Origin of the sequence: Pseudomonas solani (genome assembly GCF_026072635.1) — a bacterium.
Lineage (GTDB): Bacteria > Pseudomonadota > Gammaproteobacteria > Pseudomonadales > Pseudomonadaceae > Metapseudomonas > Metapseudomonas solani.
On sequence record NZ_AP023081.1, the window covers coordinates 2,075,014 to 2,092,892 of the forward strand.

General features: G+C 68.4%; 1 protein-coding gene (running past one end of the window). It reads right to left on the bottom strand.

Annotated features, from left to right (window positions below; all coding sequences use genetic code 11):
- Positions 1-17,772 carry the beginning of an Ig-like domain-containing protein gene (locus PSm6_RS09355; protein WP_265170106.1) on the bottom strand. Its footprint begins 25,119 nt before the window's first position, so 17,772 of the gene's 42,891 nt are visible here — the first part of the coding sequence; it begins with the start codon at positions 17,770-17,772; its stop codon lies beyond the left edge, outside the window.
- Positions 17,773-17,879: the final 107 nt, after the last annotated feature.

Consider the following 17,879-nt stretch of genomic DNA (forward strand, 5'->3'; position numbering starts at 1 on the left):
CACGATGCCCAGGCCCTGCGGCAGGGTGTAGGACAGCGAGCCCACCTTGATTTCGCGGGTGTTGGCGCCACTGGGGATGCGCAGGAAGACGTCGTAGATATCCGGGTCGATGACGCCCGGGAGGATGAATTTGAAGGCGCGCTGGGTCTCGACGTTGTCCTGCAGGTCGATGGCGGCGCGGCCGGGCTCTTCGACGATGGGGCTGCGGCCGGTGTAGATCTCGGTGGCGCCGTGGCGGGCACGCAGGACCACGCGGGTGCCCGGCAGCAGCACGTCGGCGGAGGCGTCGATGCTGACCAGGGTGCCGCCGGTCTTACTCGCGGAATCCGGGCTGACGCGGTATTTGACCTGGTTCAGCGCCTGCTCGGCGCCGATCACCAGGGCGCCCAGGTAGTCCTCGCGCAGGCCGCCGTCGTCCAGGCGCAGGTGCCACTGGCCCGGGCCGAGGGGCAGCATGTCGAGGGCGTTCGGGGCGATTTCCAGGCGCTCGGCGCTGACCCATTGCAGGGCCACCGGGTATTGGTTGACGTAACCTTTGACGGTGCTGGAGAAGCCGCTGCCGTTGATCACCACGCGGTCCTGGGCGCCACGGTGGAAGCGGGCGTTCTCCAGGTTGCGGATGCGCGGCTGGGTGGCACCGGCGGCGGCGACCTTGAAGTCCACCTGGTAGGGCGCCCACAGGCCGCTGCCACGCAGGTTGCGGGCGTCGCTCAGTTGCAGGCGCAGGGTGGCGCCGGCAGTGGGGGTGAAGCGCAGGGTGACGCGGGTCGCGGAGCGGCCATCGCCACCCACGGCCTCGATGCTCGGGGCTGCCAGCACCTGCTCGCCGTTGCTGATGTCCAGCAGGCGAAGGGCGCCCGGGGCACGCAGGGATTCCAGGGTCACCGGCTCGTTGAAGCTGAGGCTCAGGGCCTGTTCGCTGGCCGGGATCACGCCACCCTGGGCGACGCTGGCATCGAGCACCAGGGCGCCGGGCAGTTCCAGCACGGTCAGGCCCTGCTTGCCGGAGCCGGCCACCAGGCGGTTGTTGAAGAGGTCCAGGGCTTCGATGCGCTCCTGGTTACCGGCGGAGACCACACGGGGCTGCAGGGGCTGGGCCAGGTCCAGCACTACCACGCCGCTTTCCGCCGAGACGAACAGCAGGTTGCCGGCCATGCGCAGCGAGACGCCACGGCCGGCGACGGCTTGCAGTTGCTTGTCGAGGCTGAACAGGACGCGCTCTTCCGGCTCGTCGCGGTTGATGATTTCGATGCCGCGGCCGCCGACGGCGACCACCAGGTAGCGCCCGTAGACCAGCACGTCCTGCGGGTTGGCGGTGAAGCTGTAGGTGCGGGTCTGGCTCGGGTCGAACAGGTTGAGGCTGCGGATCTCGCCCTTGTCCATGTCGACGGCCTTGGCCAGGGATTCGTCCCAGCCCGGGCAGTTGACCCATTTGGCGCCCTGCACCAGGCCGCCGCTGAGCAGCCAGCCGTTGTCGAGCTTGAGCAGGCCGGCGCCTTTCAGGCCGTCCGGCGCGGCGACCCGTACCGGGTCTTCGCCATCCTGATAGTTCAGTGCCGCCAGACCGAGGCCGCTGGAGCCGCCGATCTTGAAGGCGCAGGTGTCGCTGTTCGGCGGGTCGACATCCACCGAGGCGGTGGCGGCGAACAGGCCGTCACCCTGCTTGACCAGGCGGCTGACGAGGCCGTCGAGTTTCTCTTCCTGGATCACCTGCAGGCCGTTCTGCTCGTCCAGGTTGAGGCGTGCCACGCCGCCGTTGCCGCTGGCCACGTAGAGGCGTTTGCGCCAGGTGTTTTCTTCCCATTCACGGGTCGGGGCGATCTGCAGGGAATCGAGGCCGATGGTGAAGTCCTGGGCGGCCTGGCGATTGAGGACCTGCTGCTCTTCCTCGGTGGGTTCCATTTCGCCACTGGCGCCGAAGTCGTCCGACAGACGCTCGTTGATGGCCATCGCCTGGAGCTTCAGGGACAGGCGCTGGGTGTCGCTGGGCAGGGCCGGCGAGCCGCCCACGAGCAGGGGCTTGGAGGCGTCCTGCACAGAGAAGGTGGCGGCGCGGTAGGTCTCCGGCAGCCAACCGCCGGAAACGAGTTTCTGCGCGCCGTAGCCCTCGACCATGAGGCCGCCGTTGCTGATGGCGACGCCGGTGTCGCGGTCGATCCACAGGTCGCTCGGGAAGATCAGCGAGGGGTGCAGTTCCGCCAGCTTGCGCAGGCCATAACCGAAGCTGCGCTCGCCATTCAGACGGGCCTGGTTGCCGTAGCGGTCTTCACCCAGCACTTCCACCTTGCCCGGGGCGCCACGGGGGGTGGTGACGCGCATGCGGTTGGTGGACAGCACCTGGACGCGGCCCACCGGCAGGCCGCCGAAGCGCACCTTGAGGCCGTCCATGACGCTGTTGCCCGGCTCGAAGCCGTCGCCGCTGATGGTGACGGTGGTGTCGCCGGTGATCGGGCCCCAGAGCGGTGCCAGGGCGTCGAAGCGGATCGGTGCATCCACCAGCAGTGCGCCTTCCAGCACCGCCTGCTGCCAGACGCCGTCGCGCAGCACGGTCAGGGTCAGGTTGTACTGGCCGGGGCGCGGCATGCCTGGGACGCTGACCTTGAGCACCGCCGGGGCGGTGTCGCTGTCACGGGTGACGCCTTCGATCTGCAGGGCGCGGTCGCCGAGGAACAGGCGCACCTGGGCCAGGTTGGCCGGGATGCCGCGGGCGCTGACGGTGATCAGGCTGGTGGCGTTCTGGGCGATGCGACGCGGTACCACGGCCTCGAGGCTGAGGGTGTCGTCGCGGGCGCCACGGTAGGTGAGGCCGACGCGCTGGTCCTGGGCCAGGCGCTGGAGCACCACGGTGTCGGTGGCGGACAACGGCTTGACCGAGGCGATGCCGGCCTTGGCCAGCAGGGTGAGGCGGTCGCCGGCCTTGAGGCTGTCGGCGACGCTGGCGGCCAGGGTCAGGCGGGCGTCGTTGTTGAGGATCTGCACGATGGCCGGCAGGGTCTCGCCCTGGGGCCCGAGCACGCTGAACAGCGCGGCGTTGGCCGGGTACAGGTCGATGGCCTTGTTGAAGCGGGCGATGACCTGCAGGCTGCCGTCCACCTGGCGGTCGAGGATGCCGTTGCGCGGGTCGACGGTGTGCAGCTTGAGCACCACGTCCGGCACCACTTGCAGCACGCTGCCCTTGGCGTCGACACCACCGGCGTGGGCGGCGTATTCGCTGGCCACGACGCTTTCCACGGTGCCGCCCTCGGGGGCCTGCATGCTGCGGCTGGGTTGCGGACGCAGCGGGTCGGTGACGTCGATGCTGAGCACGCCCTTGTCGCCACGGGCGACGTAGAGGGTGTTGCCGTTGTAGTCGAGGTCGTAGACGTAGCCGATGTCGTTGACGCGGGCGACCACCTGCGGACGGTTGGGGTCCTGCAGGTCGACCACGGCAACGCCGCTGGCGCCGGCGGCCACATAGGCATAGCGGCCCTGCAGCACCACGCGGGTGCCCGGCAGGTCGAGGTGGCCGAGGCGCTGCAGGCCCTGGCCGCTGCTCTGGCCGTAGACCTGGAAGCCGCCGCTGCCGTTTTCTTCCTTGGTCAGCAGGCGGTTGTTGGGGAAGTCGAAGGCGCCGCCGACGGTGACCAGCAGGCCGCTTTCGCCGGCCGCAGCGTCACGGGTGGCGACGTCGAGCATCGGCACACGCGGGTCGGTGGCCAGGCTTTCCACCAGGTAGGTCTTGTTCGGCAGGAAGGCATCGACCACACCCAGGCCTTCTTCGCCCATGGCCAGCAGCACCCGCGCATTGCGTACCCGCAGGCCGCGCACGGCGCTGGACGGCAGCTCCAGGGAGCCGATCAGGGTGGTGCGCGACGGGTCGAGGCTGTCGAAGGCCACGGTGAACAGTTGCGCGGCGTCGGGCTTGCCGCCACTGAGGTGCACGGCGGTGACGTAGACGCGGTCGGAGCCGCGCTCGAAGTAGGGTTCGACGCCCACGGCGATGTAGCCGGACGGCAGGCTGATGGAGGAGATGACGCGGTCGTCGCGGCCATCACGGTTACGGTCGATCAGGCGCAGCAGGTCGTCCGGGTTCAGCGGTTTCTGCGGGTCGGCGGTGTAGTTGCCGGCGTTGAGGTCGTAGACCAGCACGCCATTGCTGCCCTGGGCGGAGAACAGGTAGCTGCCGCTGGGGTCCAGCGCCAGGTCGTAGACCCGGCCCTTGTCGCGGATCTGCGACTGCGGCGGCTGCTGGAAGGTGAAGGACTGCGCCAGGGTGCCCTGTTGGCCGTTGGCCAGGCGGATGCGCACATCCACCGTGCCGATGGGGCCAGGCGGGGTGATGACTTCGAGGGTTTCGCCGTCGAGCACCTTGAACTGCTCGGCGAGGATGTCGCCGAAGCTGACGGTCATGGCGCCCAGTTCGCTGCGGAAGCCCTGGCCCTTGATCAGCACACGGGTGCCGCCGTTGAGGGAGCCCTGGGCCGGGGACAGCGAGCGCAGCAACAGCGGTTCGACGAATTGCACGGCGCCGACACGGGTGGCCTTGCTGCCGTTGCCGGCGACCACTTGCAGGCTGGCCGGGCCGGGCAGGCTGGACGGCGCCTGGATGCGGTAACGGGCGCTGCCGTCGGGCAGGGATTCGGCAAGGGTGCCGGTGGCGGTCTGGCCGGAGACGGTGAACTGCGGCTGGCCGGTGACGCCGGACAAGTGCACGGTGATCTCGCCACCGCCGACGTCGAGCATGGCGGGACGGCTGTCGAGGATAGCCACCTGGGCACCGCCGGCCAGGCCGCTGCGGAAGTGGATGGCGTGTTCCATCAGGCCACGACTGCGGCGGCTGGCCAGGTCACCCTTGAGGATCAGCTGGTGGCTGGCATTGGCCAGCAGCGCCTGTTCGGGCACCAGGGTGAGGGTGCGCTGGTCGGTGCTGCGTTGCAGGGCGAAGGGCAGGCTGGTGGCCGGCTGGTCACCCTGGGCGTCACGCTGCAGCACCAGGAACTGGCGCAGCTGCTCGTCGCTCATGGCGGCGAGGGAGCGGGTGAAGCGCAGCTCCAGGGGGCTGTCCAGGGGCACGCCGTCGGCCTGGTCGCGGGGCGTGGAGCCCACCAGCTCCAGGGTCAGCAGGTCCACCAGGCCGAGGTGGGAAACTTTGCCTGCATTGGCGTCGGCGCGCAGGGCGAAGCCGGCGATACCCTGGTCGGTGATGACCAGCGGCTGGGTGCGCCAGGGCTTCTTCAGCAGGCCGTCGTATTCGTACTGATAATCGGCGGGGCGTACGCAATAAGGCAGGCTGAGGGCGTCCAGCAGGCCGATTTCCGCGGTGCGGCTGAAGTCGTAGAAGCCCAGGTAGGCCTGCAGGCCCTTCTCGCAGGCGCTGCTGTCGTCGCTGCCGGTGAAGGTCAGGTTGAGGCCGGCGGTGGCCTGGGCGGCGATGCCACGGCTTTCGCCCGGCACGCTGAAGCCGCTGGAAAGGTAGCGACCCTGCTCGCGGATGAAGGCCGGGCGGCTGGCGTCGTAGAGGTTGAGGCCGTTGCCGGTGACGAAGCGGCTGCCGTCGGCGGTGAGGCCGATGTAGCCGCCCACGCGGGATTCGCCCAGCTGCGGCAGGGACGGACGCGACAGGTCGAAGACCACGCGGCTGGTGCCGTTGACCACGTGCAGGCTGTCGCCGATGACGGCGATGTCCTGGACGTTGCCCAGGGTCTGCACGCGACCGTCGATGCTGGCCTGGGTGATGCGGCGGACCACGGTGGGACGCAGCGGGTCGGCGACGCTGACCACGGCGATGCCTTCGCCGGTGGTGGCGATCAGCAGCAGGCCCTGGTGGGCGACGACCTTCTCCGGCACGGCCTGGGTGAAGGGCAGCGGCAGGCTGTAGCGGATGCCGCGGTCCTTGCCCGGGGGCTGTTCGGTGAGGTCGTCGGGGTCGCGGATTTCGCGGTCGTAGACCAGCAGCACGCTGCGGCTTTCGTATTCGGTGTCGATGTAGGGGAAGTCGTAGCCGCGACCCACCACATACAGCTGCTTGTCAGCCAGGGCCATGGCGCTGGGCTTCATGTCCTGGGGCAGGTTGTAGTAGCCCAGGCCGTGGCGCGGCGAGGCTTCGCCGACCTTGGCCGGGTCGTATTTCACCAGGCTGATCCAGCCCGGGGCGTAGTAGTGCTCGAGCTGCTCGCGGCTGAACACCTGGCTGGGTCCAGGCGAGCCCTTGCCCAGTTCGCCCCGGCCGAGCACGTAGAACAGGTGCAGCTGGCTGTCGACGGCGAGGTCGACGATCTGGCCCGGCGGCAGCTTGAGCGGGTCCGGCACGTAGTCGGTGATGCCGCCCTTCTCCAGGGTTTCCAGGCGTTTGTCGATGTCCTCGGCGGTCATCGGCTTCTCGCTCTCGAGGCTGCGGTTCAGCTCCAGGCGACCGTAGAACAGGGCGTTGCGCTGGACGTAGTGGCGGCCCAGTTCGTCGTCCAGTTCGAGGTCGACGAAGCCGCGGTAGCCGTTGCCGTTTTCGTCGCGGAAGTCCGGCACCAGCAGGCTCATGCGTTCCGCACTGTAGAGGCGCAGGTCGTCGGAGCCGACCTTGATGACCTTCTTCTCGGGGTTCGGCTCGCCGCTCTTATAGGCGGTGAGCCGGAGGCCGGCGTGGAAGCCCTTGCCGACCAGGTCGACGCGGTCGTTCTTGCCGCTCTGGGCCACGCGCACCACGGCCGGGGCCAGGTGCGAGATGGACAGTTCGTCGACGAACACGAAGCCGCCGAGCACGGTGTCGGAGAGGCCGGCTTCGGTGTACAGGCTGACCGCCGCCGGGCCCGGGTAGTTGGGCACGGTGCGGGCGTAGAGGCTGATCACGCCGCTGGCGGCATCTACCACGCGGCGCTCGATCACCAGCGGTTCGCCACCCACCAGCAGGCGCGGCTGGTCGCCGAAGTTGAGGCCACGGACGATGAGCTCGGTACCGCCGCGCACGTCGCCGACGTTGACGCAGGCACTGCGCTCGGCGCTTTCGCGGGTGCAGATGCTCTGGATGTCCGGGTAGGCGGCGTCGGCCGGCGCGGTGCTGAAGCTGAAGACGTAGTCGGACGCCAGCGGTTGGCCGGTGATGGGCGCCAGGCCCTGCTTGATGCGCACGTAGTAGCGCTGGCGCGGCTGCAGGCTCTGGCCGTCCTTGCGGGTGAGCTGGATGCGGCGCTTGGTGGTGTCGGTGCCACGGGCGGCGAAGGACAGGTCGAACAGGCCGGTGACGTCGCGGCCGATCTGGGCATCGCCTTCGAGCACCTGGACGAAGTCGGCCAGGCGGGTCTGCTCCGGCAGCACCGCCGACAGCTCGATGAGCATGGCCGGCAGCTGGGTGCTGACGTCGCTCTCGCCCACCTGCGGGTTGTGTTGCAGCACGGTGAGGGCCGGCAGGTCGATGCGGCCGATGCCGCCCTTGCCGGCGGCGACCTGGATGGCGCCACGGGCGAGGGTCACGCCACGGATGGCGAAGTTGTCGGTGGTGGCGTTGCGCTGGACCATGACCGGGACGCTGGCGTCCAGGCCGCTTTCGCCGATGCGGGCCAGGTCGAGGATCTGCACCAGGCTCTGGGTGGGCTTGTCTTCCTGGTCGGAGAGCAGCTCGGTGACGTAGGCCAGGTTGCCGGAGACGTGCACGTCGTAGAGGCCGTCGGCGGCCTGGTCGGGACGGTGCGGCTTGATCTCCACCACCTGGACCAGGCGCGGCTGGTCGGGCTCGCTGATGTCGATGCGGGTCAGGCGGGCGCTGTCGCCGCTGCCGGCCATGTCGGTGACGTAGAGCTGGTTGCCCACCAGGTGCAGGCGGTTGGCGACGCCGAGGGTGTCGATGCGCGCCACCTGGGGCATGGCCGGGGTGCTGAGGTCGGCCACCACCACGCCTTCTTCGGAGGCGGCGATGTAGGCGTAGTGGCCACGTACCTTGACGTCACGGGCGAAGCCGTTGGGCTTGATGTAGCCGACGTGGTAGGGCGCGGTCATGTTGGTGATGTCGATGACTTGCACGCCGCCGGCGCCGTTGGCCACCAGGGCCAGGTTGCCGCTGCGGGTGAGGCCGTAGACATCCGGGTAGGGCATGTCGACGCGGCCCATCTTCAGGTAGGGCAGGCCGAACTGGCCGTCACCGTTGCGCTGGCCGAACAGCAGCAGCTCGCCGGCCTTGTTGTCCAGGTAGAGGGCGCCGGTGCCTTCGCTCGGGGTGTCGCCGCCGTGCCAGTCCTTGCGGATCTCTTCGCTGAACTGGTTGACGAACTGACAGCCCAGGGCGTTCGACTGGCAGCTGCCCGGGGCGGTGACGCCGGACTTGCCGGCGAGGACGATGTTCTCGTCGGTGACCAGCTCGCCGATGGTGCCGGTGAAGATCTCGGCGGCGCCGTTGAGCAGCGGCGAGTAGGCGAAGTAGTCGCCCTTCTGGTTGCCCTGGGTTTCGTCCACGGCGTCCATGATGAAAATGCCGGTGCGAGGTTCGGCGAGGCCGCGCAGGGCGTCTTCCTTGCTCAGCAGGCCGAGGCCCTGTTCGACGCGCAGCGGGTCGACGCTGGCCCAGGCGGCGATCATCGCGCCGGTGCGGTCGAGGGCACGGTACTGGTCGATGGCGGTGTAGTGCACACCCTTGGCGGACGCCTGGGCACCGGCCTGGGGCGCGATGAAGCGGCGCTCGCTCAGCGGCCAGCCCACTTCGTGGTAGGTGTCGCGGGTGACGGTGTGGTTCGGCGTGACCACCTTGGTGAGCACGTGCAGGCGCTCGTTGCGCAGGCCGGTACGGCGCAGCACGTTGCCCTGGCTGATGTCGGCCCAGTAGATGAAGTAGTGCTTGTCGGGGTCGCTGACCGGCGTGGTGTCGCCCGGCTGGCGCTGGTCATCGCGGAACAGCGACAGCGGGTATTCGTCCGCCACCTTCCATTCGCCGGCGTCGTTCTGGTATTCGCGGCGCCAGAGCATGCTGACGCTCTGGATGGCGCCACCCATGTCTTCGATGGACACCACCGCCCGCAGGCTTTCGCCCATGGTCAGTACGTCCTTGTCGATCGGGTAGAGCACGCCCAGGCGCGGCACCACGGTGTCATCCAGCTTGCCGACGCGGACCACCTGAGTCTCACCCGCCTGGCCCAGCGTGTCGTAGGCGATGGCCTGGACGGTGAAGCCCTGGACGCCCGCCGGTGCGGCGAGGCGCGCGCGGTAGACGTGGTCCTGGGCGTGGCTGCCGACCTGCTGGCCGTAGCTCTGCTCGGTGGTGGTGACCGGTACGCCGTTGACATAGAAGGTGACGTGGTCGATGCCTTCGGGGCCGAGGTCGTCGAAGGCTTCGACGAAGACTTCCAGGTCCTGGCCGTCGATCACCACCGAGTTGTCGTTGTCGGGCTTGACGATGCGCGCCTGCGGCGGCTTGTCGGCCTTGATCAGGATGCTGCCGGGCAGATCGACCATGGCGGATTCGTAGCCATCGAGGTCACGGGCCTTGGCGCGGAAGCGCAGCACCTGGTCGACGCGGCCGGTGGGCACCTTGAACTGGAATTGGTAGGGCGCGGCGGAGTCTTCGCCCAGGGCCTGGTACTTGGGCGCCGAGCCGGCCGGGCCGATGGCGTAGTAGAGCGCGGCGCTGTCGACGCCGACTTCGGGGTCGCTGGCCTGGACCTGGACCACCACGCCGCGGCCTTCGGTAAGCTCGGTGACCTCGCCCATGGCGAAGCCGCGGGCATCCAGCAGCTTGATGGCGTTGATCTCCGGCGGCTGGTTGCGCAGCAGGTTGACCGGGATGAGTTCCTTGGCTTCGTTGCCGGCAGGGTCACGGGCGGTGATCTGCAGCTGCATGGCGAGGGACTCGGGCAGCGTTTCGGTGCGTCCGAGGTAGTCGGCGATGCTGGCCACCGGCAGGCTGCCGATGAAGGGGCCGGTGAGCAGCAGGCGGTCGGAGACGCGCTCTTCGGGGGCGAAGGTGCCATCGCCATTGCGGTCGACATAGAGGCCCAGGCTCACGGAGCCGACCCTGACGTTGTCGCTGACTTCGAGCTGGTACGGCAGGTTGCGTTTCTCGGCGATGCTGGCGCCGTTGGCCACCGGCAGCTTGACCAGCAGCTGCGGTGCCTTGTCGTCCTTCAGTACGCGCACCCGCACGGCTTGCGGCGTGGTGACGTTGCGGCCCTTGCCGTCGGCGCGGCGCTCCAGGGCGCTGGCGGTGAGGCTGAGGTCGGTGCCGGCCTGGCCATAGGGCACTTCGATGAGGAATTCGTAGGGGAAGATCATGTCGGTGAGGCTGCGGTCGCCGCCCTTGAGGCCGCCGATGTTGAGCACCACGCGGTCGATGCCGACGTCGTCCACGGCGTTGATTTCCACCAGCAGCAGCTGGCCTTCGGTGGTCTCGCTGTTGTTCAGCGGCGCGCCGACTACCACGCTGGGCAGCTGGTCACGGGTGACTTCCACCGTCAGGTGTTCTTCGGCGCGGTGGGCGTCCAGGTCGCCGTGGGCGACGCCGTAGGTGTCCACCGCTTCCAGGCTGAGCTGCACCTGGTTGGCCTGGGGGTTGTCCGGGTCGAAGGCCGGCATCGGCACGGAGAAGTTGTAGGGCGACTGGCGCAGGCGGATCTCGTAGGGCGCCTGGCCGTTGCCGTAGGTCGCGCGCAGGTGCACGTACTCGACGCCGACATCGTCGAAGGCCTTGGCGTTGACGTACAGCGGGTTGCCTTCCACCACCTTGGCGCCGGGCACCGGCTCGACGACGTCGATCACCGGGCGGGCGTCGATGTTGATCGGGTAGCTGTTGGTGAGCACCGCGTTGTTGGCGGCGTCGAAGCCTTCCAGGCGCACGCGCACGCTGACCCGCTCGATCTGGTCGCTGGTCAGGCCGAAGGCGCGGACGATCTCGGCCAGGCGGTCGACGTGGATCAGCTGGCTGTATTCGGGGGTGTCGATGTCGACCGTGGTGACCGGCTCGTAGTCCTCGGAAGGAATGCCGTCGATGGTGCGCACCACGGTGAAGGGTTGCTCGCGGTCCTGGGCTTCGCCCCGCACGCGCACCGAGTAGCCGCGCGAGAGCACCAGGCGGTTGACCTTGACGTTGTCGAAGGCCTGGTAGACCAGGGTGAAGTCGCTGTCTTCGATGGCGCCGAAGCCGAGGGTGGGACGCTTGAACAGCAGTTTCGGGCTGATGGTATCGGCCATCACCTTGATCGTGCGTTCGTAGAGCCCGACCGCACCATCGGAGTCTTCGATCTGGGCAGTCAGCTTGAGGTCTTCGTTGTAGCGGACCAGGCCCTGCGGCACTTCCAGCACGAAGGTGCGCTGCATCGCATAGGGGCTGGTCTGGCGCCCGAAGTCGTCGGCCATGGAGGCGCTGTAACGGGCGTGGATGCTGTCGTGGATGCTGGCGAAGGCGGCGGTCACCACCTTGTCACCACCGGCTGCGCCGTCGGCGGCGGCGATCACCGGCAGCGGTACGCCGTTGGCGAAGACCTTGAGGCGGTCGGCGGTGATCTTGCGGTCGTCGGCGGCCACCAGGCCCACGCGGATGCGGAAGGTGCCGGCGGCGATTTCCTGGGTGTCACCCGGGGCGGTGATGCGCACCTCGGGGACCATGTTGGTCAGCGGGTGGACCAGGATGGTGCGGTCACTGACATGACCGTAGGTGTCGGTCAGTTCGATGCGGTATTCGGTGGGTTCGGTCTGGTCGAAGAGGATCTCGGCCTGGTCGAGCGCCTGCAGCGGCGGTGCGGTGGGGCAGTTGACCTGGAAGCCGCGTTCGTAGACCACGGCGGCGATGCTGCCGTCGCGCTTCAGACGCAGCACGCGGTAGGCGGCGAGGCCGGCGTCGTCGCGCAGGTCGGTGTCGAGGCGGAAGCGTTCCTGGGTGCGCACCCAGAACTCGCCGTAGTTGATGCGCGCCGGGTCGGTGAGGGCTTTTTCGTACTTGCCGTCGACCCAGTAGGAGTTGAAGCCGGTGAGGCTGAGCTGGGGCTTTTCGTTGGCCGCCAGGGGGTAGCGCAGGCTGTGCTCGGTGGTGCGGCCGCTCCAGTCCTCGGCCACCAGGGTGAGCTCGAGCTCGCCGCTGGAGAACTCGCGGGGCACCTGGTAGGGCAGTTGCAGGCCGGTCTGGCCGAGGATGACGCCGAGGTCGTGGACGGTACGGCCACGGTTTTCCAGCAGGCGCAGGCTCTTCAGGCCCAAGCTGTCGTCACCGAAGGTGGTCTTCAGGTCCAGCTGCTGCATGGGCACCACGACGCTGCCGGCCACCGGGCTGACGATGCGCGACTGGGGCGCTTGCTCGTCGACCCGCAGGGGCTGTTGCAGCAGGGTGCCGAGCACCAGGTCGCCACGCTCGTGGGAGAGACGGTCGGTGGCGTGGCCGATCAGGCTGAGGCTGTTGCTTTGCACCTCGGCGGGCACCGGCAGGAGCAGGTTGTAGCGGTCTTCCGCATGGTTCTGGGAGGCGCTGCCACCCAGTTGCAGGAAGGCGGTCTGGGCGTTGCCGTCGAGGCCGTCCTGGAGCAGCAGGTTGAGGGCGTAGCGACCCGGTACACGGGTGCCGCCGTCGGTGCTGACATCCGCCAGGGCGGTTTCCAGTTGGGTGAACTGCAGCTCGCGGATGAAGGCCGGCGCGCCGCTACGGGGGCGCAGCACCAGGCGGGTGGCGTCGGGGCCGCCCAGGGCGGTGAGGTCGAGCAGGCCGTTGGTGGCCTGTACGTCACGCAGGGCCGGGCGTACCTGGCAGAGGCTGCGGGAGTAGGTTTCCAGCTGCCAGGTGCTGGTCTGGTCGCCCACCTTGAGCAGGCGCGGCTGGTAGAACTGGTCGCTGCCGGCGACGATCAGGCGACCGTCCTTGACCTGCAGGAAGGGTTTTTCGTTGAGCAGCAGGTTGCCCTGCCAGCCCTGGGCTTCGGGGTAGGCGATGCTGATCAGCGGGCTGTTCTGCTTGTTGATGGGCTCGACCTGGGTCAGGCCGCGCACATCACGGGCGCCGCCGAGGTCACGCAGGGAGCTGGCCAGCAACAGGTAGCGGGCGGTGCTTTCCGGCACGCCATCATTGAAGTCGTCCTGCACCAGCAGGCTGCCGCGCAGGGGCATGCCGCGCTGCTGCTGGGCGGAGGGGGTGCTGTCCTTCCAGCTGAGCAGCGGCGCCATGTCGCGCTGGACCAGCAGGCGGCGGGTGACCTGGCTTTCGTTGCCGAGCAGGTCCTTGGCCTTGACCACCAGGGTGAGGCCGATGGGCTCGGCCTGGGGACGGTAGCGTTCGATGTCGAGCTCGACGGTGGCGCCGTTCGCGGGCACCTCGACCTGCGGCAGGCTGAGGCCTTCGGCCTTGGTCAGCAGATCGTCGCGGCCCTGGTCGTCCAGCAGGCGCACTTCGTAGGAGGCGACGGCGGTGTCGTCCTGCAGGCTGATCTTCAGCTTGGTCTTCTGCCGCTCGAAGAGGCGCTCGATGGGCGACTGGATGTTGATCTGCGGGCCGGTCTCGTCGCCGAGGACCTTGATGTTGATGGCCGGGGAACGGGTTTCGTTGATGCCCCGGTCACGGGCACGCAGCACCAGCTGCAACACCTTGCCGGCGTAACGGCGGGCGAGCTCGGGGGTGAGGCGCAGGCGGCCGTCGAAATCGGCGTAGAAGCGCTGGCCCACGAGGATGGCGCCGAGGGTGCCGGGGTTGGGCACCTTGACGGTTTCGACGCGGTCCTTGCGGCTGAACAGTTCCCAGGCGATGGCGTGTTCTTCGCGGGTGTCCGGGTCAATCAGCACCGGGTCGAGGCTGTCGACGTACTGGTTGTCGCCGGCACTGCCCTGGATCTGGAAGCTGGTGCCCGGGGGCAGGCTGAAGTCGCCTTCCGGCTTGCTCAGCTGCAGGGTCGGGGGCTCGGTGTCGTCGATGATTTCCAGTTCCAGCGAGGCTTCGCTGACCTGGTTGGCGCTGTCGTAGGCGCGCACCGCGATATCGGTATCGGCACCGGCCTTGTTGGGCACGCGCAGGGCAGCACCGACGTAGCCTTCCTTGGATTTGGCTATGTCAGCGCCGCTGACGGTCTTGAGCACCTGCACCTGGCCGCCCTGGCGCAGGATGAATTCGACGCGGTTCACTTCGCGGTCGTCGGTGACCAAGGCCTGGGCGGTGAAGGCTTCACCTTCGTAGAGGCGCGAACCGGGAGCCGGGGCGCGGACGCTGATCGTCGGCGGCAGGTCCTTGCTGATGGGGAAGCGCCAGAGGGTGGGCTGGGCGGCGTTGTCGTACTGGTCGGTACCACGCAGCTCGATCACCAGCTCTTGCTGGTCCGAGGGCACGTCCATCTGGAAGCTGTCTTCGAAGCTGGCGACCTGTTGTTTCTCGCCGAAGGTCTTGGCGTACAGCTCCTTGGTGCCGCTGTGAGCGCTGAAGGTCACCAGGCGGGTGTCGTCGACGCCACGCAGGCGGACCTGGATGCGGTTGCCGGCATAGAGCGGCGCGCCCTGGATCGGGGAGACCACGGCCAGGCGCGGCCCGAGGGTGTCGGCCATGACCTGCACGGGCAGTTCGCGGTCGTCACCCTGCTGGCCGCCGTCGTCGATGGCGGCGACCTTCAGGCGCAGGGCGCGGTCCTGGTTGCCCAGGTTGAGGGGCTTGAGGTCCACCACCAGGCGGTTGACGGTGTCCGGGCCGATGTTGAGGCCGGCCTGCTGGTCGAGGCGCTTGTGCCAGAGCGGGGCGCTGCCGCCTTCGGCCCAGAGGCTGGCTTCGAGGGCGTGCACGGCGCGGTCGTCGTGGGCGACCACGTCCACCTGCAGGCTGTCCTTGCTGTAGACCCGGCTCTGCACCGGGTTGAGGGCGCGGACTTCGGGTTTGGTGTCGTCGGCGATGCCGATCAGCACCTTCACTTCGCTGTCGTTGCCGGCACCGTCGGTGGCCACGGCGCGAATCGGGTAGCGGTCGTAGCGCACGCCGTCGAGGTGCTTGAACTTGGGTGCGGCCACCACCTTGAGGGTGGAGAAGGCCTTGAGGGCACCGGGAATGGCTTGCACCGAGAGGCTGCCGTCGGCGCTGCTCAGGTGGTCGCTGGGGTTGCCGGTGAGGTAGAAGCCGACGCCTTCCTTCTTGGCGACGCCGTAGAGGTCCAGGCGCTCGACACCGACGTTGTCGTAGCCGGTGACCTTGAGCACGAAGGTGCTGTCTTCCACCACCGGCGCGAGGTCGTCACCAGCATCGCTGACGGTGATGGAGGGGGACGCCAGGTTGATGACCGGGTCTTCCTCGTCCTTGCCCAGGGTGACATTGACCGGGGCGCTGCGGGCCAGTTGGCCGGCGCTGTCGGTGACCTCCGCATGAATGGTCAGCGGGGTTTCCTTGTCGACGCCGGCCGGTGCCTGGTAGATCACCGCGAAGGGCGCCTTGAGGTCGGTGCCCACCAGCTTGCCGTTGACGTAGAAGTCGACCTGGCGCAGGCCGAGGTCGTCGGTGGCGTTGGCGCGCAGCTCGACCGGCTGGCCGGAGACCAGGTGTGCGCCTTCCACCGGGTGGCTGAGGGCGACGGTGGGGGCCTGGTCGCCCTTGACCGGGAGGATCAGGGGCTCGGACAGGTTGGATTGCTGGTGCAGGTCGACCACGCGGGCGCGCAGTTCGAGGGTGCGGCCGAGCCAGTCCTGCTTGATCGGCAGCTGGAAGCTGTGGCTGGTGCTGCGCAGGCCGAGCTTGGAGCCGTCGTAGTCGCGGTCCTGGTGACGGTAGGACTGCACTTCTTCGCCGTTCACCAGCAGGAAGATGTCGGTGCCGCCTTCGAGGGTGTCGTCGGTGGCTTCGACCGTGACGCTGATGGTCTGGCCCACGGTGGCGATGCTGCCGGCCGCGGGCTGGGTGATGCGGGAGGTGGGCCGCTGGTTTTCCAGAACCCGCAGCAGGCGGGCCGGGGCGTCGACCACGGCGCCGTTCTGGGCGTGCACGCGGGCGGAGAGCGCCATGCTGGTTTCCCGCAGGGCGATCTCGGGAACCTGCAGCGTGACCTGCCAGACCTCGAACAGCTGCTTCTGCTTCGGGTCACTCTCCAGCGGGCGCTGCTCGAAGATGGGGAAGCGGGTTTCGCCGACCTTGCGGCCGTCGAGGAAGTATTCGACCTGGCTGATGCCGCTCTGGTATTCCACGTCCGGGAGCACGCCCAGGTTGACGCTGATGGCGGCGCGCAGCGGGCTGTTCTCCACCACGCGCTGGGCATCCACCGGGGATTCGAAGATGAAGTCGGGGGCCTTGGGATTGCTCTTGGCCACGACCTGCACCGCGCGCTCGGGGCTGCTCTGGCTCTTGCCGGTTTCATCGAAGGCGACGGCGCGTACGCGCAGGGTGCGGCCTTCCAGTTCCTGCTCGATGGGCAGGCTGAGGGCGTAGGGCGGGGACAGCCGACGGCCGACCATGCTGCCGTCGAGCCAGAATTCCACGCTCTTCACCCCGACGTCGTCGCTGGCGCTGGCCTGCAGCTCCAGTACCGAGCCGACGGCGATGCTGGCTTCGGGTTGCAGGTCCACCGTGGGCGCGGCGTCCTGGGCGGCGACCGGCAGGTCGACACCGATATCCGGGTAACGCTGCAGGCGGGCATGCAGCTGCATGGGGCTCTGCTCGGGCACCTGGGCCCGGGCGCGCAGTTGCAGCTGGTCGTTGCTGTCGAGGATGCCTTCGCTGCCGTTGGGCAGTTGCAGCTCTACGACGAGGCTGTCGGCCAGGGGCGATTCACTGCCATCGTCGAAGACCGCCAGCAGCGCCGGCAGCGATTGGTAGTCGTTGAGGCGCGGCAGGATCAGCGGCTGGCCGGCGGCCTGGCCTTCGAAGCGCAAGGCGGTGAGGCGGCGGCTGTAGTCGACCTTCACCGGCAGGCTGACTTCCGGCAGGCCGGGGTAGCTCACATAAACAAAGACCGCCTCGGCGGCGGTCTCTTGTAATGGATAGACAACGCCTTCGGCGCTGACCCAGACCGCGTCCGGATTGGAAGAGCGGTAGCTGATGCCGTTGCCCAGGCCAGCCAGGGGGGTCGGCCCGCGGAATTCGAAATCGACCTCGGGAATCAGGCGGGCCGACTGCAGGGCATCGCTGAACACCAGGCGGTCGGGGTGCACGGCGATGGAGCGGGCGGCTTCTTCGACGCTGTCGCCGATGAAGCGGATGTCGGAGAAGCTGCTCTGGTTGCCGGAGGCATCGACGGCGACGGCCTGGACCATGACCAGGGCGTTACGCGCCACTTCCTCGGCGCTGAGGGGAGCATCCAGGCGCTGGCGCAGGGTGTAGCGCTGCTGGCCATCCACCTTGGGGAAGACGCGGAGCGCTTCGGGCATGCGCAGGAAGGCCCGGCGCTCGGCCTGGCTGACCACGCCGCCGGCGGCGCGCAGATCGGACGCGCGCAGGCCGGTGAGGGATAGGCTGAGGTAGCTGAGGTCGATGTCGTCCTGGGCGTCGAAGCTGGCGACCAGGTATTGGTTGCCGTCCTGGTTTTCGATGGCCAGCTGGGCGAGTTCCAGCTGCGGGGCGACGTTTTCCTGCTGGAAGGTTTCGCTGTAGTCCTGGATGCGGCCATCGGCGAAGACCACCTTGACGGCGGGCTGCAGGACGTCGGTGCCTTCGAGGCGGAAGCTGAACGAGCAGGCGACGCTGGAATCGATGTCGCGGGCGGCGTCGGTAGGCAGGAAGCGCTTGCCGGTGGCGGGCACGCTGACTTCAGCGAGGTCGCGGCAGTCGTCGATGGAGAGAACGTAGTCGGCGGCGTTGCCGGAGGAACCGAGGGCGGAGGCGGTGCGGATGTCTATTTCGGATGCAAAGGCTTCAGGGGCTGCTAGCGCGATAAGCGCAGCGAGCACCCGGCGAAACCCTGTATGGCGGCATCCTTGCAGCATCTTGGGGAAAGTTCCATTTACTTTGCTTATAAAGGCGTAGGACGTCGATAGCCTTAGCCTTTCCAATGGCA